This window comes from Thalassospira marina, from assembly GCF_002844375.1.
GTDB lineage: Bacteria > Pseudomonadota > Alphaproteobacteria > Rhodospirillales > Thalassospiraceae > Thalassospira > Thalassospira marina.
In genome coordinates this window covers 493,442-517,541 of the sequence record NZ_CP024200.1, presented here as the reverse complement: position 1 = coordinate 517,541, position 24,100 = coordinate 493,442, and the positions used below count along the sequence as shown (strand labels likewise).

At 55.4% G+C, this 24,100-nt stretch carries 19 protein-coding genes; 9 read left to right on the top strand and 10 right to left on the bottom strand.

What is annotated here, in order from left to right; genetic code table 11:
* The first annotated feature begins 194 nt into the window (after nt 1–194).
* The 4 genes from CSC3H3_RS22480 (at nt 195) to CSC3H3_RS22465 (ending at nt 5,475) form a co-directional block, all read left to right on the top strand.
* Nucleotides 195–2,990 (top strand): MMPL family transporter, encoded by a 2,796-nt coding sequence (locus CSC3H3_RS22480; RefSeq protein ID WP_101286615.1) that lies wholly within the window; start codon nt 195–197, stop codon nt 2,988–2,990.
* Nucleotide 2,991: 1 nt separating this feature from the next.
* A complete protein-coding gene (locus CSC3H3_RS22475) occupies nt 2,992–4,386 on the top strand; it encodes a hypothetical protein (protein WP_101286614.1) in 1,395 nt (464 codons plus the stop codon).
* Between the two features lie 163 nt (nt 4,387–4,549).
* A complete protein-coding gene (locus CSC3H3_RS22470; protein ID WP_101286613.1) occupies nt 4,550–4,999 on the top strand; it encodes an antitoxin Xre/MbcA/ParS toxin-binding domain-containing protein in 450 nt (149 codons plus the stop codon).
* Nucleotides 4,996–5,475: an RES family NAD+ phosphorylase gene (locus tag CSC3H3_RS22465; protein ID WP_101286612.1), complete on the top strand. Its 480-nt coding sequence runs from the start codon at nt 4,996–4,998 to the stop codon at nt 5,473–5,475. The genes CSC3H3_RS22470 and CSC3H3_RS22465 overlap by 4 nt, the downstream gene beginning before the upstream one ends.
* A 486-nt stretch (nt 5,476–5,961) precedes the next feature.
* On the opposite strand, the gene CSC3H3_RS22460 is transcribed toward CSC3H3_RS22465, so the two are convergent.
* The 5 genes from CSC3H3_RS22460 to CSC3H3_RS22440 form a co-directional block, all read right to left on the bottom strand.
* A complete protein-coding gene (locus CSC3H3_RS22460) occupies nt 5,962–6,723 on the bottom strand; it encodes a DeoR/GlpR family DNA-binding transcription regulator (RefSeq protein ID WP_101268530.1) in 762 nt (253 codons plus the stop codon).
* 28 nt (nt 6,724–6,751) lie between these two features.
* Entirely contained in the window at nt 6,752–7,687 is a 936-nt protein-coding gene (locus CSC3H3_RS22455) for a sugar-binding transcriptional regulator (protein ID WP_101268532.1), read from the bottom strand.
* 95 nt (nt 7,688–7,782) lie between these two features.
* Entirely contained in the window at nt 7,783–8,715 is a 933-nt protein-coding gene (locus CSC3H3_RS22450; RefSeq protein ID WP_101286611.1) for a sugar phosphate isomerase/epimerase family protein, read from the bottom strand.
* Nucleotides 8,715–10,223 (bottom strand): glycerol-3-phosphate dehydrogenase, encoded by a 1,509-nt coding sequence (locus CSC3H3_RS22445; protein ID WP_101286610.1) that lies wholly within the window; start codon nt 10,221–10,223, stop codon nt 8,715–8,717. Before CSC3H3_RS22445 ends, CSC3H3_RS22450 begins: the two co-directional genes overlap by 1 nt.
* 1 nt (nt 10,224) lies before the next feature.
* A complete protein-coding gene (locus tag CSC3H3_RS22440) occupies nt 10,225–11,826 on the bottom strand; it encodes an FGGY-family carbohydrate kinase (protein WP_101286609.1) in 1,602 nt (533 codons plus the stop codon).
* Between the two features lie 524 nt (nt 11,827–12,350).
* On the opposite strand from CSC3H3_RS22440, the gene CSC3H3_RS22435 reads away from it, so the two are divergent.
* From CSC3H3_RS22435 to CSC3H3_RS22420, 4 genes are all read left to right on the top strand, one after another.
* Complete coding sequence (locus CSC3H3_RS22435) at nt 12,351–13,001, top strand: DUF2291 family protein (protein ID WP_101286608.1); 651 nt, start codon at nt 12,351–12,353, stop codon at nt 12,999–13,001.
* Entirely contained in the window at nt 12,998–14,545 is a 1,548-nt protein-coding gene (locus CSC3H3_RS22430; protein ID WP_101286607.1) for a sugar ABC transporter ATP-binding protein, read from the top strand. Before CSC3H3_RS22435 ends, CSC3H3_RS22430 begins: the two co-directional genes overlap by 4 nt.
* Before the next feature lie 11 nt (nt 14,546–14,556).
* Nucleotides 14,557–15,591 (top strand): ABC transporter permease, encoded by a 1,035-nt coding sequence (locus tag CSC3H3_RS22425; RefSeq protein WP_101286606.1) that lies wholly within the window; start codon nt 14,557–14,559, stop codon nt 15,589–15,591.
* A 101-nt stretch (nt 15,592–15,692) separates the two neighbouring features.
* On the top strand, nt 15,693–16,643 hold the full coding sequence (locus tag CSC3H3_RS22420; RefSeq protein ID WP_101286605.1) for a D-ribose ABC transporter substrate-binding protein: 951 nt from the start codon (nt 15,693–15,695) through the stop codon (nt 16,641–16,643).
* Between the two features lie 206 nt (nt 16,644–16,849).
* On the opposite strand, the gene fba is transcribed toward CSC3H3_RS22420, so the two are convergent.
* From fba to CSC3H3_RS22400, 4 genes are all read right to left on the bottom strand, one after another.
* Nucleotides 16,850–17,881, bottom strand: a complete 1,032-nt coding sequence (fba, locus tag CSC3H3_RS22415) for a class II fructose-bisphosphate aldolase (protein ID WP_101286604.1) — start codon at nt 17,879–17,881, stop codon at nt 16,850–16,852.
* 3 nt (nt 17,882–17,884) lie between these two features.
* Entirely contained in the window at nt 17,885–18,853 is a 969-nt protein-coding gene (locus CSC3H3_RS22410; RefSeq protein ID WP_101286877.1) for a class 1 fructose-bisphosphatase, read from the bottom strand.
* A gap of 218 nt (nt 18,854–19,071) precedes the next feature.
* Nucleotides 19,072–19,533 (bottom strand): D-erythrulose-4-phosphate isomerase, encoded by a 462-nt coding sequence (gene derI / locus CSC3H3_RS22405; RefSeq protein WP_101268548.1) that lies wholly within the window; start codon nt 19,531–19,533, stop codon nt 19,072–19,074.
* Between the two features lie 23 nt (nt 19,534–19,556).
* Nucleotides 19,557–20,324: a triose-phosphate isomerase gene (locus tag CSC3H3_RS22400; protein WP_101286603.1), complete on the bottom strand. Its 768-nt coding sequence runs from the start codon at nt 20,322–20,324 to the stop codon at nt 19,557–19,559.
* A 135-nt stretch (nt 20,325–20,459) separates the two neighbouring features.
* On the opposite strand from CSC3H3_RS22400, the gene tkt reads away from it, so the two are divergent.
* Nucleotides 20,460–22,466 (top strand): transketolase, encoded by a 2,007-nt coding sequence (gene tkt / locus CSC3H3_RS22395; RefSeq protein ID WP_101286602.1) that lies wholly within the window; start codon nt 20,460–20,462, stop codon nt 22,464–22,466.
* Between the two features lie 128 nt (nt 22,467–22,594).
* On the opposite strand, the gene hydA is transcribed toward tkt, so the two are convergent.
* Nucleotides 22,595–24,052, bottom strand: a complete 1,458-nt coding sequence (gene hydA, locus CSC3H3_RS22390; RefSeq protein ID WP_101286601.1) for a dihydropyrimidinase — start codon at nt 24,050–24,052, stop codon at nt 22,595–22,597.
* Nucleotides 24,053–24,100: the final 48 nt, after the last annotated feature.

Sequence of the window (24,100 nt, the reverse complement as noted above, 5' to 3'; positions counted from 1 at the left end):
GGAACGGTTTTTTATTTAAAAACACGCAACCCGGCCCGTGAAGATTTTCCACCGGCCAGGTTTGACAAATATTCACAGAACAAAATGGCATTCGGCCCCTGTCCAGCCGCAAATGCCCGCCGGGACCCGTGAAAAAGCCCACACCGGATATAGCCGGAACAGGCCACGACCCCGCCTGCCAAGGGGAACTTTACGTGCAGAATTTCCTGACATTTGGTGTGCGTTACCGCGCCCTGACCGCCCTTTTTATTGCGGCCATTACCATCGCCTGCGCCATGGGTCTTGGCAAATTGCGGGTCGATACCAGTTTCGACAGCCTGATCAGCGATAGTGACCCCACCAAGGTCATCTATGAAAAGATCAAGGATGAATTCGGGTCCGATAACACCACAATAATTTATGTGCGGGCATCGAACCTGTGGACCGAAGACCGCATCAGCGCCCTGCAGGACATGCATTTCGCCCTGGAAGACCTGCCCTTTGTCGAACGGGTTGATAGCCTGTTTAACGTACGCAGCATCCGTGATCGCAGTGGCATGATTGAATCCTCCACCGTGCTTGATGGCGTGCCCTATGACGACGAGGAAATGCAGCAGGCACATGATAATGCCCTGTATTCACCGCTGATTGTGGGCAATTTCATTTCCACGGATGGCAATGTAACCGCGATCAATGTCAGCATCATCAAGGACCCCAACGATCCTGATTTTGACCGTAACGCCTATCTTGCCATTGAAAATGCGATTTCCCCCTATCGCAGTGCCTTTGACGAGGTTTTCCAGGTTGGTCCGCCGCGCGTTAACCAGGATACAGAAACCAATCTGTTTGATGATCTGGGTCTGCTGGTTCCGCTGTCACTTGGTGTGCTAACTGCAACCATTCTGGTTTTCCTGCGCAGTGCCTTTGCCCCGATAATCCCCATGATCACATCGGCAATCAGCCTGGTCTGGGCCTTCGGGTTAATGGGCTATCTTGGTATTCCGGTGAATATTCTATCTGCCATGGTGCCTTCACTGGTTATCGTCATTGGCTCCACCGAAGATACCCACATGCTGGCGGGATACCTAAGCGGGTTGCATCTTGGCGATAAAACCGCAACCGCGAGCGAAAAACGCCGTCTCGCCACCCTGTTTTTAATCCGCCATCTTGGTTTGCCGCTTATTTTAACATCGGTAACCACCACACTGGGTTTTGCCGCCAATGGCATGGCCGATATCAGCCTGGTGCGTGATTTTGCCTTTTCGGCATCGGTCGCGATTGCCGGGAATGGCATTATTACCCTGCTGCTTGTACCGCTGATGTTATCGCTGTTTGGCCCACTGCGCAGCCGCCTGCATGCCGCCGCGACCAATGATGGCACAACAACCAGCCATGGCGATCAAACCATTCGCGGGCCAGTTGCTTTTATTTTGAAATTCTGCCGGGCCGCTGCGGGCAAGCCGCGCCTGGTCATTGGCATCACCCTTCCGATTTTGGTGATTTTTGGCATTTTCGCCTTCCAGACCAAGGTATCCAACGACCCGATTGCCGCTTTCAAATCCTATCACCCGCTGGTCCAGGATGTGAACAAGCTGGCCGATACCCTTTCGGGGATGGAGATTTTTTATATCAACCTTGATTCATCGCAGCCCGATGCCTTCAAGAAACCGGAAAACCTGCAAAAGCTGGCGGATATTAAAAAATACATTCTCGCCGATGGCCGCTTTGATAATGCCCTGTCCATTGCTGATCATTTATCGCTGGTAAACCGGGAATTTCACGGTGGCGACGCAGCCATGATGACAGTGCCCGACAGCGAACAGCTGGTGGACCAGTATTTGCTGTTTTTCCAGCGATCCGATCTGGAAAATTATGTCAGCCACGATTTCCAGCGCGCCAATATTGTGGTGCGCCATAACATCCATAACAGCCACGATTTAAAACAGGCCGTTGCCGACCTTGAAGCCAGGGCGCGCGCCATTGCCGGGCCTGATATTCGCGTCAATCTTGTTGGTCAGAACCTTATGATCAACAATGCTGCCGAAGACCTGATCAAGGCACAGGTGCAGTCTGTTGCGCTGTTGCTGGCTGTGATTTTTGTCATGATGTCGCTGGTCTATACTTCGACCATCGGCGGGCTTCTATCGCTTATTCCCAACATTATTCCCATCGTCATTGTCTTTGGCATCATGGGGATGTTTAACATTCCGCTTAACCCCGGCACCGCAACAGTCGCCGTGATCGCGATTGGCATCGCCATTGACGATACCATTCACCTGTTATCATCCTATGCACAGGAAAGCCGCCAGACCGTTGACCGGCTGGAAGCTGTAGGCCGCACCGTTAGCAGCCAGGCTATTCCGGCCATCTCAACGTCGGTTGCGCTGACCGCAGGCTTTGTCGTTCTGCTATGGTCGAATTTCACCATTCTGGCCCAGTTTGGCGGGCTTTCAGCCATTGCCATGATCACAGCCCTGCTTGCCGATCTGGTGATAACACCGGTTTTACTTTCCTATGTCCGGCTGGTCGGCCTTTATGAAATTCTGTCGCTTAAGGTTGGGCAGGAACTTATCAATAACAGCCTGCTTTTCAAGGATATGAGCCGCTATCAGATCCGCAAGGCGATCCTGCTTTCCGAGGTTGTCGAATTTAAAAAAGGCGACCGGTTGGTGGACCAGGGTTCTATCGGGCGGGACATGTATTTCATCCTTTCGGGCAGTGCATCTGTCAGCCTGGAACGCGATGGTCACACAACTGCCCTTGCCACCCTTAAGGAAGGTGCTGTCCTTGGTGAACTTGGTTTTGTTCACGAACAGGAACGCACAGCCAATGTTGATGCCCTAAGCGATGGGGAAATGCTGCTGTTTAACGCTGATACCGTTCGGCGCAACATGCGCCTTTATCCGCATATCGCAGCCAAGCTCAACCTTAACATTGCCCGTATTCTGGGCGCGCGCCTAGCTGAAACCTCCAGCCGCCTTTCAGATTCCCACCGGGAAAAGGATGCCTAACATGAACATGATCAAGCATCCCCGCCGCCTTCTTGGCACTGGCATTATCACCCTTGGCACCAGCACCGCACTTTGTGGCACCGCAATGGCGGCTGAAGACGGCATTGCCGATTTCTTCAAACAGGTTTTATCTAATGCCACTTATCAATCCGAAGCCGTCATAACCGCCTTTCGGGAAAAACCCGATGACCCCGAAAACAAGGGTATCGAGGATGAACAGATCGAAGGCTGGTCGCACCTTTCAATGGATAGCAACAGCTTCATTGGCGATTACTGGTCGTTCGGCTTGGGCCTTGAAGCCATCGCATCGACCTATCATGGCGGGGAACAGGGCCTGTTTACCGCGCCGGGCCAGGGTGACGGGCAGGGAAAATATGTCGATCTCAGCCGTTTGACCCTGCAATATCTGGGCGATACCACCGAAATCCTGATCGGCAAGGACACCATCCCGCTGGGGGTGGCCGAAATTTATTCCCCGTCTGATCTTTATAACAGCTCGAACCTCATCAATCCGCAGCAAAGCACTGATTTTGGCATCTGGCAGGCCCGCACGGATTTTTACCTTGGCAGTGATCGCCTTACCGCCATCGTCATGCCGCTAACCGAAAGTGGCCCTTCAGCCAGTGAACTCTCGCGCTGGTATGCGCGTGGTTCCAGCGGGTCGGATTTCGCCGCCCTTAACCTGCCGGCCCTGCCCGGTGGAATGACCGCCGATGTCAAAGATGCCGGTTATGACAATGACGATCCCGGCAACTGGGGCTATATGCTGGAATATAAAGGTACGGCAACCGGCATTGATTATTTCGGTTCTGCCTATACTGGGCCAAGCCCCTACCCGGTTTTGAAAAATCCGCCGTCGGGCCAGCTTGGCCCGTTTCTGGTGGACTATCCCCGGGCCAATATCCTGTCGGCCGGTGCTGCACTTACCCATGAATCTTGGAAGTTTTACAGCGAAGCCGTTGGATATTGGTCCGCCCATGAAAAAGATGATGACGTGGCGCGCATGATGGTTGGCACCAAATACCGCGAAACGACATTTGCCAATTCCATCGGTTTTAACGAAATCACCCCAATTGTCGAATTCGACAAGGAATGGCGCCTGGATGAACAATCCCACCCGGATTATTCAACATCATCGGCCGATGCCCGGCCTAACCCGGAAAATGTGATTGCCGCCATCACCGTAACGGTCAATGACGAATGGAAATTCGGCGGGGCCTATAATCGTTCGATCCGCGATCAGGATTCCCTGACCCGGCTGTTCGTTCGGTATGATCCGACGGATAATTTATGGATGTCAGTCACCGCGATGGATTTCCATGGTGGGGACGGCACCGTATTTGGCCGCTATCGCCGCAATGACAATATCGCATTCAAGGTTCATTACAGTTTTTAGCTGTGCACCGGCGCACCTTGGTCCGCAAGATATAACAGGCAGCAAATAACGACAAACCAATCCTGTCTTTGGCTGTTCATTGCATAATGATGTGTCATGTGGTAAATATATTTACATCACATGACACATACAATCATGCATCCTGCAAACAGGAATTGCCATTATGACCGTGCAAACCGCCATTCCCGTAAACCCGATCTATTCTTTTGTCGGCCTGCGTGAACAGGAGATGTCGCCGCACGCCCTGCTTGACCAAATCGAAAAGGGTATTCCGGTGGCAGGGGTGCGCAAACTGGCCGAATTTCTGTTTCCTGATGCTGGTAATCGTGCGGTCGAACATCTGGTGTCACGTTCGACCATCGAACGGATCAAACGCAGCCGCACACCGCGCTTTTCCCGTGCTGCGACCGAACAGATTTATCCGGTCATCAAAGTGACGGCCAAAGCAATGGAGCTTTATCCCGGCGAACCCGAAAAAGCCGTGCGGTTCCTGCAAAAACCCCACCCCATGCTGGGTGGTTTGGCCCCGCTTGAACTTGCCCGTAAATCGGGTGCCGGGGCAGATATGGTGATGGACATGTTTAACCGGATTCAGGCAGGCCTTGCCGTATGACGCATCGCGTCCTGCCGGAAGCCAAAACCGCCTATCGCATTGGTGACCCGGCCGGGATTTACCCGGTTTTTTCCGCCGATGGCGCGCGCCTGTTTGCCGGACGCTGGCATGAGGTTGGCCAGCCCGTTATTTACACGTCCGAACATTATTCCACCGCGATGCTTGAAAAACTGGTGCATTTCAACGGCGAAATCCCGACCGGGCAGCACTTTGTCAAAATCACCATTCCCGGTGGCACTAGTTATGAGGTGTTTAGCCCGGACCATAACCCCGGCTGGCAGGATCAGAATGAAAAGGTCGCCCGTTCGTTTGGCTCTACCTGGTTTCGCGAAAAACGGTCCTGTATTTTACTGGTACCCTCCGTCGTCGCGCGCGAGGAAAACAATATTCTGATCAACACCACACATCCGGATTTCCCCAAAATCAGCACCGAACTTGAACGTCCGATCTGGTGGGATGATCGTCTCTATCGCTAGCTTGCACGACATATGACGCAGGAAAAGCAACGGCAGGACAGGATAGCATAGTCATAACCATTGCCCGGACCAGCCTTACTCCCTATCCAATTACGTAAACGCCCTCACCAGCATCCACGCATTCCCCCCACTCCTCCACCCCAACTCCCCTGACATCCCATCTACCAAGGTGCTCGCGCCTAGGGTGTCACAAATGACATCGTAAACTCAGCGGGGATAGTGGGACCATCGCAGTGACTACCGACCACGTGGAATGTAAGGGAAGCCCTTGAGCAATACAGTGAACGTCCAGCGACGTTCCATTAAGCTGATGGGGGAACTGATTGGGCAGAATGAAAAGTCAACCAGACGAACTAGTATGGCTTTGGCACAGTACGGATTTCGACAGACGCCCCGAAGCAATCCAACCGCCAAACAGCGCACCCCATACATAAAAGGATGAACCATCAAAAACCCGCAGAAAACGCATTCGCCAACCCGGCTAGCCTAGCCCGCAATTACAAGTTCTGTCCCGGCATCTTTGATTTGCGCGCGCGCAGTATCAGACGGGGCCGCATCCGTGATCACAGCAGAAAATTCGGAAAAAGGTGCAAGGACATGCAAAGCGGTATGATCAAATCTGAGATGATTGATCAGAAGGATGGAGCGCGTTGCACCATCCATCATCCGGCGTTTCGCCCGCGTAATATCATCATCCATATGATAAACGCAGCCCTCGCCCGCCGCCGGGGTCGAAATAAAGGCGATATCAGCGCGTAAGCTGCCAAGGGCCTGTTCTGTCACCCGGCCAACCCAGGCATTATATTTTGCGGAATAACGCCCGCCAAGCGCCAGCACAGTAATGCCTGCCTCGGATTTAAGCCCCTCCATCACCGCATCATTATTGGTAATCACGGTGAGCGGGCGTTTTTCGGGTAACAAGGTGCCCAGCACGGTCGCGGTCGAGCCATCATTGACCATAACCGTCATGCCCGGTTCCACCCATTCCAGAGCTGCGCGCGCCATGCGTTCCTTCAGGTCATGCCCCTGAAGGTGACGAAAGCGAAAATCACTTTCAAACTGTGAACCGGGTTCAATCGTTGCGCCACCGCGAATACGGCGTAACAACCCCTCGCCTTCCAGATCATCAAGGTCGCGATGGATGGTCATTTTCGAAACGCCGAAAGTATCAGCCAGTTCATCAAGCTGCACTTCGCCATCCCGTACCAGGGCATCAAGAATTTGCTGCCTGCGATCATCGCGTTTCATGAGGCGTCCTTTATTCGGTCTGCTATCGTCAATCCAGAAGCGCGCGCGCCGTTCGCTCGTCAGTGATCAACCCGGCCACCCGGCCAGATCGCAACACCGCCCGGATCGCATTGATCTTGTCCGGCCCGCCCGCAACCGCGACAATATCCTCTTTCCGTTCAGGATCATAGCCCACCGCAAGGGTGCGCGCAGAAAGCGTGGTTTCCACCACATCGCCCGCAGCATTGAAAAAATCACCCAGCATCTCGCCCTGCGCGCCAGCAGCGGCAATTTCTTCGATCTCAGAAGGTTCAATCATGCCAGATGATACAAGCTGGGCATCGGCCGTTGTTGTGCCGATCCCGACAAGTTTAAGGGTTGCGGCCTGCGCCATATGGAAAACTTCATCGACACCGCGCTGTGAAAGCAGCACTTCGCGGTCTTCGACCGTATTGGCAAAAAACGGCACCGGCATAACATAGGCCCGCGCCCCGGTTTTTTCCGCCAGACGATGCATCACATCATGCGGGTTGGCCGAAAAATTGCGGGTTAACCCACCCAGAAGCGAAACGAAATGAAGCCCCTTGGCATCGATCCGTGGCAATTGACGGGTAATTTCAGCCAGGGTACGGCCATGCCCAAGGCCGATAATTGAATGTTCCCCGGCCTCGAACTGGCGTTTCAAATAGGCTGCACCAGCCAAAGCAAGGGCGCGCACCGGCAGGCCTTCTTCACCAATATCCGGGGCGACTTCGCACAGTTTAAGGTTATAGGCCTCAAACAAGCGGGTTTCGAGTTGGACACATTCAACAATATCCCCCTCGATCGACACCTTTACACGGCCATCGGCCACCGCCTTGGCAATCAGCCGGTGCGCCTTGACAGACGGCAGACCAAGCCTTTTGGCCACCTTGGCCTGTGTCAGCCCGCCAACATAGTGCATCCAGGCCGCACGAATGGCGAGCGTTTCATCGGTATCGTTCATGGCATCCTTTAGCCCGACCGGGCCTTAATTAAGCAACTCATCATGTTATAAGGCCCGGGCAAAGCAGAAGGAAGTCCTGCCCGGACAACAGGTTATCAAAGTTTCAGATCCGATGCACCCGTATCAATATAGGGCGCCCAAAAGGCCACACTTTCCGCGATCTGGGGAATAACCTCGCGGTCATTGGGTTCGCGTTCCTTGAAGGAAAGTTCAAGGCAGATTTCATTATCCTGCGCGCCACCTTTTGCAAAGGCTTCAAGCAGCGGTTCAGGTTGAATACGGCCACGGGCATTGAATTCGGCAGTAAAGGGCCGATGCCCGCCCTTATCCATCAGGCTTTGTTTAATATGAATGATGGGGGAAACACGCGGTACGGCGCGTGCCCAGGCGTAGGGGTCAAAATCATCGGGGTTGTTCGATGTTACATCGCCATGGTCGATATCGGCCATCATCCACATGGGAATTGCCATATCAGCCGCGCTAAGTCTGTCTTGCAGGGCAAGGCATTCCTCAATCGTTTCGCCAAATTCACGCGCGATGCTCATGGGTTCCCAAAACACATATTTCAGGCCAGCGGCTTTGCCGTGTTCAGCCACTTCGGCCCAGCAATCAATCGCGGTGCGGATCATATCTTCGCGTTTTGCTGGGTCGTCCTGGTCCCGATAGGTCAAAATCGCAAATTGCGTACCGACCGATGTTCCGCCCAGATCGGCGGTGATATCGGCAAAGGTTTTAAACCAGTCCACATAATAACGGCGCACATCGCGGTCAGGATGACCAAAATGGTTAAGCCGGCCATATGGCCCCGTCATACCCGATGTTACACGAACACCCGTACGCGCAAGGGCCGCCCCCATCTGCCGGGTCAAACGGCGAATAACCGGAGCGGGCCAGGATGGGTTGATAAATTCGTGCGTCAACTGCAAATCGCGAATGCGCAAATCCCGTGCGACACAATCAATCAGGTCGTCCGGGTCGGCAAAGCGGTTTACCAGCGGGTTGGTATTTAAAGAAAGGGTCAATGCCATCAGCTTGCCTCCGCCGCTAGACCGTCGAACCATTCGCCAAAGGCGGTAATTTCGCCCGGCGTCATATCAAGCCGGTGTTTGGTGCGACGCCAGATAATGTCTTCGGCCGTAACCGCCCATTCATTGGCAACCAGCCAGCGTACTTCGGCTTCATAAAGATGCGCGCCAAAATAACGGCCCAGGCCAGCCGCGCTGGTGGCGGTGCCCACAATATTGCGGGTCAGTGTGCCGTAACGACGACCGTAATATTCACGTAACTGGCGCGACATCCAGGGGAATTCCGCCTTCAGGGTTTCGCGAAAGGCGGCATAATCGGCATTGGGCATGTCACCACCCGGAAGCGGTGCACCTTCGGTCCAGTCTTTGCCCATATTGGGGAAAATATGCCGGATTTCGCGCATGCCCCGTTCGGCCAGTTCGCGGAAGGTGGTGATTTTGCCGCCAAAAATATTCAAAAGCGGCGCGCCTGCAGTTTCATCAAGATCAAACACATAATCACGTGTCACCGCCGACGGATTACCATTTCCATCGTCAAATAACGGGCGCACACCGGAAAAAGTCTCCAGAATATCCTCGCGCCGCAGCTTTTCCTTGAAATAGCGATTTACGCAATCCAGCAGGTAATTGATTTCATAATCATCAATGGCAACGTCTTCGGCCCGGCCATCATAGGCAATATCGGTTGTTCCGATCAGGGCCTTGTTGCCCTCATAGGCATTGATGAAAATCACCCGCTTGTCATCATTCTGCACAAGGTAGCTGTGCGGCCCTTCCCAGAATTTGGGCACAATAATATGGCTACCCTTCACCAGCCGGACATTGCGGGTGGAATTTGCACCGGCAACCCGTGTCAGCACATCGGTCACCCAGGGGCCGGCGGCATTAACCAGACATTTGGCAACAAATTCGCATGTTTCGCCGGTCAGCCGGTTTTGCGTGGTGACATGCCATTTGCCATTTTCACGACGTGCGCTGATGGCGGGGGAACGCGTCATCACAATCGCGCCACGCCGGGCCGCATCAAGGGCATTTAACGTGACCAGGCGCGCATCATCCACCCAGCAATCGGAATATTCAAAACCACGGGTATATTTATCAAGCAGGGGTGCCCCTTCGGGATCGCGCAGCAGATCAAGCGTACGGGTACCGGGCAGTTTTTTGCGCCCGCCCAAATGGTCATAAAGAAACAGGCCAAGCCGCACCAGCCAGGCCGGGCGGTCCTGCGGGGAATGGGGCAGCACAAAACGCAATGGCCAGATAATATGCGGTGCTGCATTCATCAGAACTTCGCGTTCGATCAGGGCTTCGCGCACCAGCCGGAATTCATAATATTCCAAATACCGCAATCCGCCATGCACCAGCTTGCCAGAGCGCGACGATGTGCCTTCGGCCAGATCATCCTTTTCACAAAGCGCAACTTTAAGGCCACGCCCGGCAGCATCGCGAGCAAAGCCCGCCCCATTAATGCCACCACCGATAACAAACAGATCCAGTTCCTGCGTGCTCATGTCACGATCCTCCTTGCGCCGTATCTGGCGCATTTATTTCGGGGGCTGATTTGCCATCGCGATGTGTCGCCAGCCGGTCCCAAACCGGTTCCAGCGCCATGCGGGCCTCGGCATAAGCCGGAAAAAGGGCGGCATAGGTCGCCATCAATTTTTCATCGGGGGCCTCGGCCGCACCCAGAAGCGGTGACACCCATTCGGCAACGCAGCTTTCCATGTCGCGATAGGCACCGATGGCAACGGCGGCCATCATGGCGCACCCTGCGGCACCGGCTTCTTCCCGGGTCGAAACACGTACCGGCGCCCCAACGCAAGCAGCCAGAATACCGCGCAGCGCCTGGGACCGTGCGGCACCACCGGTCAGGCGCAATTCCTGTGGCAGGGCATCCATCGCGCCATAACAATCGCGCGCGGCCATGCCCAGGCTTTCAACAACCGCCCGGATCAAATCGGGAAAACGATGCCCGGCTGACAGGCCAATAAAACCCGCGCGCGCATTGGCATTCACCATCGGTCCGCGTTCACCTGCCTCGGATACATAGGGCTGATATAACAACGCACCGGGTTCGGATCGCGCAAGCCAGCCATCAATGCGCGCCACCAGATCAGCATAATCATGGGGGTGGCCGGTTTCGCTCATCAGATCGGCGGCAAGGCGCAAGGCCCAGTCAATATTCAGCGTCGCAGCCATATTGGTCTGAACCTGTGTCACCATGCGGCTAGCGGGCAGGCAAATGACATAGCCCGATTTGCCATTCAAGCGAACTTCGTCATCGCGCACGGCACGCATATGCACGCCGGTTGACCCGATGGTGGAACACGCTGCCCCCTTGGTGCCGGTATAAACACCCGCGCCAAGAGCCGTCATGACCATGTCAACATAACCAAGGCTAACCGGCGTTCCCGCACGCAAGCCTGTTTGGGCGGCAGCGGAATCGCTTAGCGGGTGTGTATCGCGGTTGCCATCAATAATTTGTGGCAGCAAATGGCGGCGATTGTGCAATCCCAGCGCATCGATCACGGTATCGCTATAGGCGCGGGTGCGAAAATCGCCAAAGGTAAAGCTGGCTTCGGACGGGTCAGTGGCACGAACACCTGTCAGGTTCAGATAAAGCCAGTCCTTGCAATGCAGGGCGACTTCGGCCTGATCCAGCAATTCGGGAAAATGGCGTTGCATATGCGCCATTTGCGCACCCTGCTGGCAGGTATTAAGTGCCGTGCCAGTGGCGACAAAGCGGGCGGCATCGGCCGGGCTTCGGGCCAGACTGCGGGTGGTTTCGGCCGCCCGCGCGTCAAGCCATAACCAGGCATCACCCACCGGGCGGTTGCCCTGCCCGACCAGCCAGGTACCATCGCCCTGTGCGGTTACCGCAAGGGCAGCCGTGCGATCGGCAAGGCCGTCAATCCGGGCGCCAAGATCGCGCAACGCACTGGCGCAATCGGCCCATGTGCGGTCCATATTCTGGGTGGCAGCACCATTTTGGCCGCTGTCATACTGGTTGGTAACGGCAGCAGCACCAAGCTGGCGCCCCTGAAGGCTGAACGCCACCGCCTTGATGACGGATGTGCCCGCGTCGATACCGATGATGATGTCACGTTCAGCCATGCCGCACCCTTTCGTAGTGCGAATGGCCAATCATGCAAAACGCATGAGCCATGTGACCTCCTCCCTATGTTTATGCCCCACGGCCTGCCTGGCCGGTGCGGTTCTTGCCGGAACCATTTCGCCCGGGTTGATTTAAGCATAGCCACACACTCTCACATGTCGAGTGTAATTTTTTTCTTTCGCAGAAATTTTTTTCAGTTATGGTGGTGAGCACGAACCGGATACCCCGACCTGCCAGTCGGCGAAAAAGACTGGCGCAAAAACAAAAGGATTTCGGTGCGTGACAGGCGAAACGGGCGCAAGCACGGCTCGCATTGTAAAACGGGAGGATATGGCCTGCACCAAGACAGGCCGGGCTGGTTCCCCACCGCGACGCGCATTTTTCCACCCCTTTTGGGGGGTGTCAAAACTGCGCAATGCCGGAACAGGGATCAGACAAAGCCGCAAATCGCAGCTTTGCACCAGCACACCTCCCGCAAGGAAACAACAGGTCCGTCGGGGCCCGACGGGAGGAGCGTGAGGCTATGAGTGCCAACGATATTTCAGCTATCTCGATGAAACCGCGTCTTGGCAGGCGGGGCATGATCATTGGCGCAGCGGCGCTATGTGTGGTCGCGGCAATCGCGCTTGATACGACCGTGGTTACCATCGGTTCCGAACAGGATACCCGCGTGGCCGGTTTTTCGCCCGATGCCTATGGCAAAAAAGAATTTCCCCGGATTCGCGACGATATCACAGCCCGCGCGGTGGATGCGCCAACCCTGGCAAACGCACTGGCCGCAGATAAAAAGGCCGCAGCGAAGAAATACGGCACGGGCGGCGCAATGCCGGTTCTGCCCGTCAAGCTGACCGGCACAGTGGGCGAAGGCAAAGCTGGCATTTATGACATCGAAGTTGATGGCGTTGAAAATGTTCGCATCCGTGTGCAGACCGGCCCGGCCATTAACGGCACCGATTTGCGCGATGCACCCGGCGATATCGCCTTTGGCGCCTTTAAAAACCAGATCGAATATCAGGATGCCGGTGCGGGTATTAACCGTGCGATGAAAGCCGAAGTCCTTGCAGGATTTGATAATTCGGACCTGACGGGCAAGACAGTTTCGCTGACGGGCGTATTCAAGCTGATCAACCCGAAAATGTGGCTGATCACCCCGGTCAAGGTGCAGGTCCAATGACCGTGCAGCAAAATATCAACCCTTCCCCGGCGACCAACAGCGAAGTTGTCATGTCCGCCCGCCATGTAGCCAAACATTACGGGCCGATCAAGGCGCTTAAGGGTGTGAATTTTGACATTCACCGGGGTCAGGTCACCACATTGTTTGGTGAAAACGGTGCGGGCAAATCGACCCTGATGAAAATTCTTTCAGGCATCATTGCCCCCACATCGGGCGAAATCCTGCTTGATGGTGAGCCGGTGCATTTTCACGGTGCCAACCATGCGCTGGCGCACGGGGTGTCGATTATCCACCAGGAACTGGCACTGGCCCCGAACCTGAATGTGCGCGACAACATTTTCATGGGCCGCGAAATCCGCACCGCACGCGGCGTTGATTTTGCCGAGGAAGAACGCGTTACCCGTGCCTTGATGAAGGAACTGGAAGAAGACCTTGATCCTTTAACCCCGGTAGAGGAACTGCGCCTGGGCCAGCAGCAGATCGTGGAAATCGCCCGTGCCCTTCAGGCCAAAAGCCGCATCCTGATTATGGATGAACCGACATCGGCCCTTTCGGCATCCGAGGTCGAGGTTCTGTTTAAAGTGATCAATGATCTGACCGCCAAGGGGGTCAGCATTGTTTACATTTCGCATCATCTGGAAGAGGCCCTTGAAATTACCGATCACGCCGTTGTCCTGCGCGATGGCGAAATGACAGCCTGGGCCCCCCGCGCCGAGATCGACCTTGAATGGATCGTGCGCAACATGGTGGGCGAAAACTTTGACCTGGGTTCGCCGCCAGACAGCAAAATGGGCGACCCTGCCCTGTCGATCGAAAATCTGTGTGTGCCAGATACATCCGGCCATGGCCTGGTGGTTGACCATTTGAACCTGAGTGTTCGCGCCGGTGAAGTGGTGTGCATTTATGGCCTGATGGGTGCCGGGCGCACCGAAATGATGGAATGTGCAGCAGGGCGTGTTGCCGCCCAAAGTGGCGCGATCAAACTGCATGGGCAGGATATTTCGCATCTTTCGATTGCCCAGCGCATTAATGCCGGGCTGGTTCTTGTCCCTGAAGACCGGCAGCGGGACGGCCTGGTGCAAACCATGACGGTGGGTCAAAACCTGTCGCTGGCATCAATTGCCGCCTTTACCCGCGGGCTTTTCACCAGTCGCAAGGATGAACGCAGGGTCATCGGCGATTCCATTCGCGAAGTTACCGTCAAAACCGATGGCGGTGGTGCCATGATCGGTTCGCTTTCGGGAGGCAACCAGCAAAAGGTTGTGATTGGCAAAATGCTTGCCACCCAGCCCGATGTCATCCTGCTTGATGAACCTTCGCGCGGGATTGATATCGGCGCAAAGGCCGAGGTTTTCAAATTGCTGGCAAAAACGGCCGAAACGCGCGGACTGGCAGTTGTTTATTCAACATCCGAAGTCAGTGAATGCCTCAGCATTGCCCACCGCATCATTGTGATGAACCGGGGCCGCATCGCAGCCGAGTTCGACCATACCGTAACCAAAGAACAGATCATGGCCGCCTCTGGCGAAGCCGTACACCATTAAGGGAGGCCAACATGGCGGACATTACAAATTCCAAGCCCGCGACAGGTGGCATAGACCTGAATATCGGCAAAATCCTTCTTGAAGGCCGCGCCTTTTTTGCGCTGGTTGCCATCATCATCGTTTTCTCGTTCCTGTCGCCGGTTTATTTCAGCGTCAATAACTTCCTGATCATGTCTTCGCATGTTGCGATTTTCGGCCTGCTGGCCATTGGCATGCTTGTTGTCATCCTTAATGGCGGCATTGATCTTTCAGTGGGTTCAACACTTGGCCTGTCCGGTGTTGTTGCTGGTTTTCTGATGCAGGGCGTCGAACTGCCATCTGCCGGGGTTATTCTGTATCCGCCGGTTTGGGCAGTTGTGGTGCTGACCATTCTGCTCGGGGCATTTGTTGGCGCAATCAATGGCGTGCTGATCGCCTTTTTCCGGGTTCCCGCCTTTGTCGCAACGCTGGGCATGCTTTATGTCGCTCGCGGTGTCGCCCTTCTGATGACCAATGGCCTTACCTATAACAACCTTGGCGGGGCCGATGCATTGGGCAATACCGGCTTTGACTGGCTGGGCTTTAACCGCATTGCAGGTGTGCCAATTGGCGTCATCGTGCTGGCACTGGTTGCGCTGGCGGTTGGCTTGGTTCTGGTCCGTACGGCCTTTGGCCGGTGGCTTTATGCATCGGGCGGCAATGAACGCGCAGCCGAACTTTCCGGTGTGCCCACACGCAGTGTCAAAATATCGGTTTATGTGCTTTCGGGCGTTTGTGCCGCGATTGCTGGGCTTGTTCTTTCATCACAATTGACATCCGCTGGCCCGACGGCGGGCACCACCTACGAACTTACGGCCATTGCTGCCGTGGTTATTGGCGGTGCGGCCTTGACCGGGGGGCGCGGCAATGTGCGCGGCACCATGCTGGGCGCCTTTGTCATCGGCTTTCTTAGCGACGGCCTCGTCATCATTGGTGTGTCGGCTTATTGGCAAACGGTTTTTACCGGTGCGGTGATCGTTCTCGCCGTGCTGCTGAACAGCCTGCAATACGGCCGGGCTGGTCGATAAATTTTCATTGAAATTCGCGGTCGCGGGACAGGGTGGTCCCGCGCCCGAATAACCGCCGGTCTTAACCGGCAAATATCAAAACCCACGGGAGGACACCCATAATGAACCTTTTTAAACGTACGATCCTTGCATCCGTTCTGGCATTGCCCTTCATGGCACAGTCGGCCATGGCCAATGGCCTGATTTCGATCATCGTCAATGATCCGTCCAACCCCTATTGGCTGGCAGAAGGCAATGTTGCCAAGGCAACAGCCGAAAAGCTTGGTTACAGTGCCAATGTTGGCGCACATAAGGGCGATACCAACACCGAAAGCAACCTGGTCGATACCGCAATCACCAACCAGGCAAAGGCGATCATTCTTGACCCGGCCAATGCCGATGGTTCGATTGGTGCCGTGAAAAAGGCCGTTGATGCCGGTATTCCGGTTTTCATCATCAATGCCGAAATCAACCAGACCGGCCTTGCCAAGGCACAGCTTGTTTCCAACAACGCCCAGGGTGCCGCCCTTGGCGCGATGGCATGGGTTGATGCAATGGGCGACAAGGGTTCCTATGTCGAACTGTTTGGCGCACCGTCGGATAACAACGCACAAACCCGTTCCAACGGTTTTGAAACCGTGCTGAGCCAGTATCCCGGCCTTGAGAAAAAAGCACAGGAAGTTGCCAACTGGGACCGTACCCAGGGCTATAACAAAATGCAGTCCATGCTGCAGGCCAACCCGGACATTAACGGTGTTATTTCGGGCAATGACGAAATGGCCCTTGGTGCCATTGCCGCCCTTAAAGAAGCCGGCAAACTCGAAGGCAAGGTTATTGGCGGCTTTGATGGCTCCCCCGACGCTGTTGCAGCGGTCAAAGCAGGCGAGCTGACCTACACCGTATTGCAGCCGGTTGCGATTTTTGCTGAAGAAGCCGTTCGCCAGGCTGATGAATATATCAATACCGGCAAACTTAAAGTCGCTGAAGAAAAGCAGCTTTTCGATTGCATCCTGGTCGATTCAAACGTGCTTGACGTTTATTCCTTCTCTGGTCCGTTCCAGCTTGACCGGTAACCTTCCCTGCCGATCCTGACCTGATGGACCAACAAACCCCGCCCGTTTCATCGGGCGGGGTTTTTTATGTGTTTGCAGCAAAGCACCAACACCCGAACTAAAGGCGTCAACACGATCCAGCATCCCCCAACTGGAACACAGCCAACAAAAAAGCAGGGCCACAACAGCCCTGCCTATCTACGTCTTATCGGGTGATGTTCAGCCCGTCAGGCTGATGCCATTGCCTCTAACGACAATGGTTTGATGCGATCAGCCTGCCCGGCGGTGCCAAAGGCCTCAAACCGGGCCTGGCACAGTTCCATCATAAGGGCGGTGCCTTCTTTCAAATATTTGCGCGGATCAAATTCGCCGGGGTCATTGGCAAGAACCCGGCGCACACCTGCGGTCATTGCCATGCGGTTATCGGTATCAATATTCACCTTGCGCACACCCGAACGAATACCACGCTGGATTTCTTCGACCGGAACGCCCCAGGTCGGGCGCATATCGCCGCCAAAATTGTTTATCAACTGGCGCAATTCTTCGGGTACGGATGATGATCCATGCATCACCAGATGCGTATTGGGCAGGCGACGGTTGATTTCCTCGATCACATTCATGGCAAGGATATCACCATCGGGTTTGCGGGTGAATTTATAGGCCCCGTGGCTGGTGCCCATGGCAACCGCCAGGGCATCCACCCTGGTTTCGCGCACAAAACGTTCGGCTTCTTCCGGGTCGGTCAAAAGCTGGTCTTCAGAAAGTTTTTCTGTTGCCCCGTGCCCGTCTTCCTGGTCCCCCATCCCGGTTTCAAGCGACCCCAGAACGCCCAGTTCACCCTCGACCGACACACCACAGGCATGGGCCATGGCAACAACGCGCGCGGTGATGTCACGGTTATAGTCGTAATCAGCCGGCGTTTTACCATCGGCCAGCAGGGAGCCATCCATCATCACCGATGTAAAACCGTGCTGGATCGCAGTTGCGCAGGTCGCAAGATTGTTACCGTGATCAAGATGCATACAAACCGGAATTTCCGGAAAGGTTTCAACAAGCCCGTCAATCAGGCGCGCCAGTAACCGGTCCCCGGCATAGGCCCGCGCCCCGCGCGAAGCCGCCAGAATAACCGGTGCATTGGCCTTGCGTGCCGCATTCATAATCGCAAGGCCCATTTCCATGTTCGATATATTAAAGGCCGGCACGGCATAGCCGTGTTCGGCAGCGTGGTCGAGCAACTGGCGAAGCGTGATGCGGGCCATTAATCATGTCTCCTCGGTTATATATTTTACAATGATGTCAACTTCTTCGGCTGCGCCAAAAACAAGCGGCACATTCTGATGCGGTGTTTGCCCAATCAGGTCCAAAATACGGTCGGTGCCATTGGTGGCGCGCCCGCCTGCTGCCTCGATCAGGCAGGCAATCGGCACGGCTTCATAGGCCAGGCGCAAACGACCCTGGCGATAGTTTTTGCGCTGGTCCGCCGGGTATAAAAACGCCCCGCCCTGCAGCAAAATACGGTGTAATTCACCCACAGCCGCCGCCAGCCAGCGCATGTTAAAATCACGTCCGCGCGGGCCATCGGCACCAGCGCGCAAATCCGCCGCCCACTGTTTCAGGCCCGGTGACCAGTGGCGTTCATTCGATGCGTTATAGGCAATGGTCGATGCCGCCGGTTTCAGGCGAACATCGCGTGCCGTCATGCGAAAATCCTGGCCATCATGGGTGGCGATCTGCACGCCCTGCCCTGTGGTAAAGCCAAAATCAAGGGAATGCCCGAAGGATGCATAACCGGCAGCCACTGCCTCGCTGCCTTTACGGCGAAAATCAGCCGGGCCGGTCGGGTAAATGACAAATAACATGCCCAATGGCGCGCCAATGCCAATCGACCCGGAACCGTCAATTGGGTCAATTGCAATGTCAAACGCCCCTGCCGGGTCCAGCAGTTCAACCTGTTCGGCTTCTTCCGACAGCATGTGGCGCACACCGCGCCCCTTTAACACGGCCAGGATATGGTTATGCGCGCCAACATCTAACGCCTTTTGCGCATCGCCACTTTCATTTTCCCCGCACAGGGCCGCCGGGTCGCCCGGCAGTTTGCCCGCAGCCAACCGGGCGGCAATGGCGGGCAAGGCACTGGCAATCGCATCAATAAGGCTGCCAAGGGCACCATCAGGCAAGCAGGCATGAAGGATCGCCGCCTCGGACGGACGATCAGTCGGTAATGTCAGCATGTCGGAAAATCCATAATTGATAAGGGCCGGGCATCCTAGCAGATCAGCATTGTTATTGCGCACCAAGATCTGACCTGGCGCAACAGAGCGGCATAGCCTGTGTCCCAACGGCAAAGACCATCAAAAATATCAATCCGTCGGCGACGAAATGCGGCGAACAGGCTGATCACCGCATTTCAAATGGCCGCTACCCCATGCCCGGCGCTATCACCTGCCCATCAGGCCGTATGGTATTTGGCGTCAACCGCGTCAATCGCCTGCACATTGCCTGCCGATTTACCCTGCGGGTCAAAGGCAGCGGACAGGAAGGCATCGGCAATATCCTTGGCAAGTTCGGTGCCAACAACCCGTGCGCCCATGGTGATGATGTGGGCATTGTTCGATGTCGCCGCCTTGCCCGCCGAATAGGTATCGTGGGTTTGCGCCGCACGGATACCCGGCACCTTGTTTGCTGCCAGACATACGCCAATGCCCGTACCACAGCATAAAATGGCGCGGTCATAGGTGCCGGCCTTTACCGCCGATGCCACCCGGTCAGACAGGTTGGCATAAAAGGCATCCGGGCCAGCATCAGTGCGCGAGGCTTCGGTAACTTCGTAATTCGGGTTCTGGCTTAAATATTCGGCCAATGCCCTGGCCAGACCTTCACCGGCGCTGTCGCCGGCCACTGCGATTTTCATGTCAGTTCCTCCGTTTTGGCGTTTCAGGCTTGTGCGTTCAGCGCGGCATCGCAGCGCATTAAAATGTCGAGATATCCCGTCACATCCCAGGCGGACCGGCCAATGAACAGGCCATCAATATGCGGGCAGGTCACCAGCTCCGCACAGTTTTCCGGGTTAACCGACCCGCCATAAAGGCAGGGCACACGCCGGCCAAGAACCTCCTGCGCGATGGCAATAATTTCGGCCTGCCGGGCATCGGCATAATCCGCCGTGGCGGGAATACCGTTTTCGCCAATCGCCCATACCGGTTCGTATGCCAGCCAGATTTCAGCCTGCTTTTGCGGATCACTTAATTTTGAAAGGGCACCGCGCACTTGGCGTGCCAATATCTCGGCGGCCTGGCCCTGTTCGCGGTCCTGCAGGGTTTCACCAATGCAAATCAGCGGGATCAACCCGTGGCGGACGGCGGCTTCGGTTTTCAAACCAACGGTTTCGTCTGTTTCGCCAAAATGTTCACGCCGTTCGGAATGGCCAAGTTCAACAATATCAAGGCCACAATCCACCAGCATCGGCGCGGAAATTTCGCCGGTCCATGCACCCTGGTCCGCCCAGTGCATATTCTGTGCACCGACCAGAACCGGGCTATTGCTCAGGGCATCTTTTACCTGCCGTGCCGCGGTAAAGGGCGGAATGACAAAACTTTGAATGCGCTCAGACAGGTCGGCTTTCGCAATACCTTCGGCCCAGACAAGCGCCTCGGCCAATGTCTTGTTCATTTTCCAACTGGTGCCGATCCATACCTCGGACATGACGGACCCTCCTTTGTTCTGTTTTGGAAGAAATAACACTATTGATGTTAAATTCAACAATTATTTTGTTAGTTTGTTATTTTTGATTGTTAGATCACATCGCCGCTGTTAGCCTTCCCAACACAGGAGGAACACATGAACGCTCAATCCCAAATCGCGGCCAAAGCCGCCATCGACCCCGAAAATTTCGCCCTTGCCAATTGCCTGCGCGCGCTGGCCATTGATGCGGTCAATGCCGCCAATTCCGGCCATCCCGGTGCGCCAATGGGCATGGCCGATGCAGCCACGGTACTGTTTCGCAAACATCTGAAATTTGATGCATCCGCACCCGACTGGCCCGATCGCGACCGTTTTGTGCTGTCAAACGGCCATGCATCCATGCTGCTTTATGGCCTGTTGCATCTGACCGGTTATCAAGACATGACCATCGATCAGATCCGCAATTTCCGCCAATGGGGTGCCATTACCGCAGGTCACCCGGAATGGGGCCATGCCAAGGGCGTTGAAACCACCACCGGTCCACTCGGGCAGGGTCTTGCCACTGCTGTTGGCATGGCATTGGCCGAACGGGCATTGGCCGCCGAGTTCCCCGGCCTGGTTGATCATCGCACCTGGGTCATGCTGGGGGATGGTTGTTTGCAGGAAGGGATCGGCCAGGAAGCCATTTCGCTGGCAGGGCATTTGCAACTTGGCAAACTTAACCTTCTTTATGATGACAACGACATCACCATTGATGGTCCGACATCGGTTTCCTTTTCCGAAGATGTCCCGGCACGCTTCCGCGCCTGTGGCTGGCACGTCATAAGCTGTGATGGGCATGATGCAACCGCACTTGATGCCGCGATGACCGCCGCCAGGGCCGAAACCAGCCGCCCCACCCTGATTGCGATGAAAACCACCATCGGTTTTGGCGCCCCCAACCGGGCAGGCACGGCAAAGGCCCATGGCTCCCCCCTTGGGGACGAAGAAGGCGCGCTGGCAAAGGCCGCCCTTGGCTGGGATGCAGCACCCTTTGATATCCCGGCGGACCTTGCCGCAAGCTGGCAGGAAATTGGCGCGCGTGGTGCAAAAGAACGCAAAGCCTGGGAAGCCACCCTCGCCGCATCAGCCGATGCCAAAGCCTTTAACGACCGTGTTTCAGGCAAATTACCGGAAAATTACGCCGCCGATGTGCAAAGGGCCCGCAGTGACCTGTTTGCCAAGCCGCAAAATGTTGCCACCCGCAAGGCATCGCAAATCGCACTGGAAAGCCTTGCTGCTGCCGTGCCCGCCATGATCGGCGGCAGTGCCGATTTGACGGGATCAAACCTGACACGTGTGGGGGCGGTTGATCGCCAATATACCGCCGAAATGCCGGGACGTTACATTGGCTATGGCGTGCGCGAATTTGGTATGGCAGCCGCCATGAACGGGCTTGCACTGCATGGGGGTTTCAAACCCTATGGCGGGACTTTTCTGGTATTTTCCGATTATGCGCGCAATGCCATTCGCCTGTCCGCGCTGATGGGGCTTGGCGTTACCTATGTCATGACCCATGATTCCATCGGCCTTGGCGAAGATGGGCCAACCCATCAGCCGGTCGAACATCTGGCATCCCTGCGTGCCATTCCCAACCTGAATGTGTTTCGCCCGGCCGATGCCGTTGAAACACTTGAGACATGGGACATTGCCCTGCGATCCCACGCAACACCATCGCTAATGGCATTATCGCGCCAGAACGTGCCACAATTGCGCGAATCCGGGCCGGAAAATTTAAGTGAAAAGGGTGCCTATATCCTTCGGCAATATGGCGAAGGCCGCGATGTCACCCTACTTGCAACCGGCACCGAAGTTGCCCTGGCCATTGAAGCCGCCGAAAAACTGCATAACGAAGGTTACGCCGTAACCGTTGTTTCCATGCCGTGCTGGGAACTGTTCGACGCACAGCCCGAAGAATACCGCGAAAGCGTCCTTGGCACTGCCCCGCGTATTGCAATTGAGGCCGCGTCCGCCTTTGGCTGGACCCGCTATGTTGATCGCGAGGCCAATGTTATCGGCATGCCGGGTTTTGGGGCATCCGCCCCGGCTGAACGCCTGTATGCAGAATTTGGCATCACAACCGATGCCATCATCACACTGGCCAAAACCCGGATCGGCAGATAACCAAACGCCGTTATCTGGCCTTATGCATCACCGCTAACACACAAAACCCCGCCCAAATCAATCGGACGGGGTTTTGTTTTGTCAAATGCACAGCCAATCAGGAAACGGCATAATTGCCTGCAATAGGGTTACACGCCTGCAGGCATGTTTTCCGCCTTGCGTTCAACCTTGCGCGGGGCGGTAATTTCTTTCCATTTCGACAGGGCCTTGTTCACTGCCGGGTATGGTTTACGCGGAACAAATTCACCATCACCGCATTTGGCAAGAACCACGCCTTCCTCGGCTGCGATACGACCACGGCTTAGGGTGTAACGCGGCAGGCCGGTGACTTCCATGCCTTCAAACACGTTATAGTCAATCGACGAAACCTGGTGTTTGGCCGAAATGGTTTTCGATGCTTTCAGGTCCCACACCACCAGATCAGCATCCGCACCAACCAGAATGGCCCCCTTGCGCGGATAGATATTAAGGATTTTGGCAATATTGGTCGAGGTAACGGCAACGAATTCATTCGGCGTCAAACGGCCGGTATTGACCCCATAGGTCCACAAAAGCGGCATGCGGTCTTCAAGGCCGCCGGTGCCATTCGGGATTTTGGTGAAATCGCCCAGACCCATGCGTTTCTGATCGGATGTAAAGGCGCAATGGTCGGTTGCCACCACCTGCAGGCTGCCCGATGCCAGGCCATTCCACAAACCATCCTGATGCAGTTTGCTGCGGAATGGCGGGGACATAACCCGGCGTGCCGCATGGTCCCAGTCCGGGTTGGCATATTCGCTATCATCAAGGACCAGATGCTGGATCAGTGGTTCGCCAAAAACACGTTTGCCGTTCTGGCGCGCCCGGCGAATGGCCTCATGGGCCGGTTCGCAGGATACATGCACAATATAAAGCGGCACATTGGCCATATCGGCAATCATGATGGCACGGTTACATGCCTCGCCTTCCACATCGACCGGGCGGGAATAGGCATGGGCTTCCGGCCCGTTATTACCAGCATCAAGCAAACGTTGCTGCAGGGTGGCAACAACATCGCCATTTTCCGCATGAACCAGCGGCATGGCGCCCAGTTCCGAACAGCGCGAAAATGATGCAAACATTTCATCATCATCAACCATCAAGGCCCCTTTATAGGCCATGAAATGTTTGAAGGTGTTAATGCCCTTTTCCTCGACCACGATTTTCATTTCGTTGAAAATCTGCTCGCTCCAGGACGTAATCGCCATATGGAAGGAATAATCGCACACCGCCTTGGATGATTTGTTATCCCAGGCCTGCAAGGCCTCCAGCAAGGACTGGTCCGGCGAAGGCAGGCAAAAATCCACGACCATGGTTGTGCCGCCGGAAACGGCGGCCTTGGTGCCAAATTCAAAATCATCCGCCGAATAGGTGCCCATGAAAGGCATTTCCATATGCGTATGCGGATCAATCCCGCCAGGCATGACATAGCAGCCATCGGCATCAATCACCTTGTCGCCCGAAAGATCCTTGCCAATCGCGGCAATTTTGCCGTCTTCGATCAGAATATCGGCTTCATAGGTCAGGTCTGCGGTAACAATGGTCCCGCCACGAATAACCATGGACATGGGTGGCTCCTTGTATATCGGTATCGGGTTTGAAGGGTGCGAATGAAA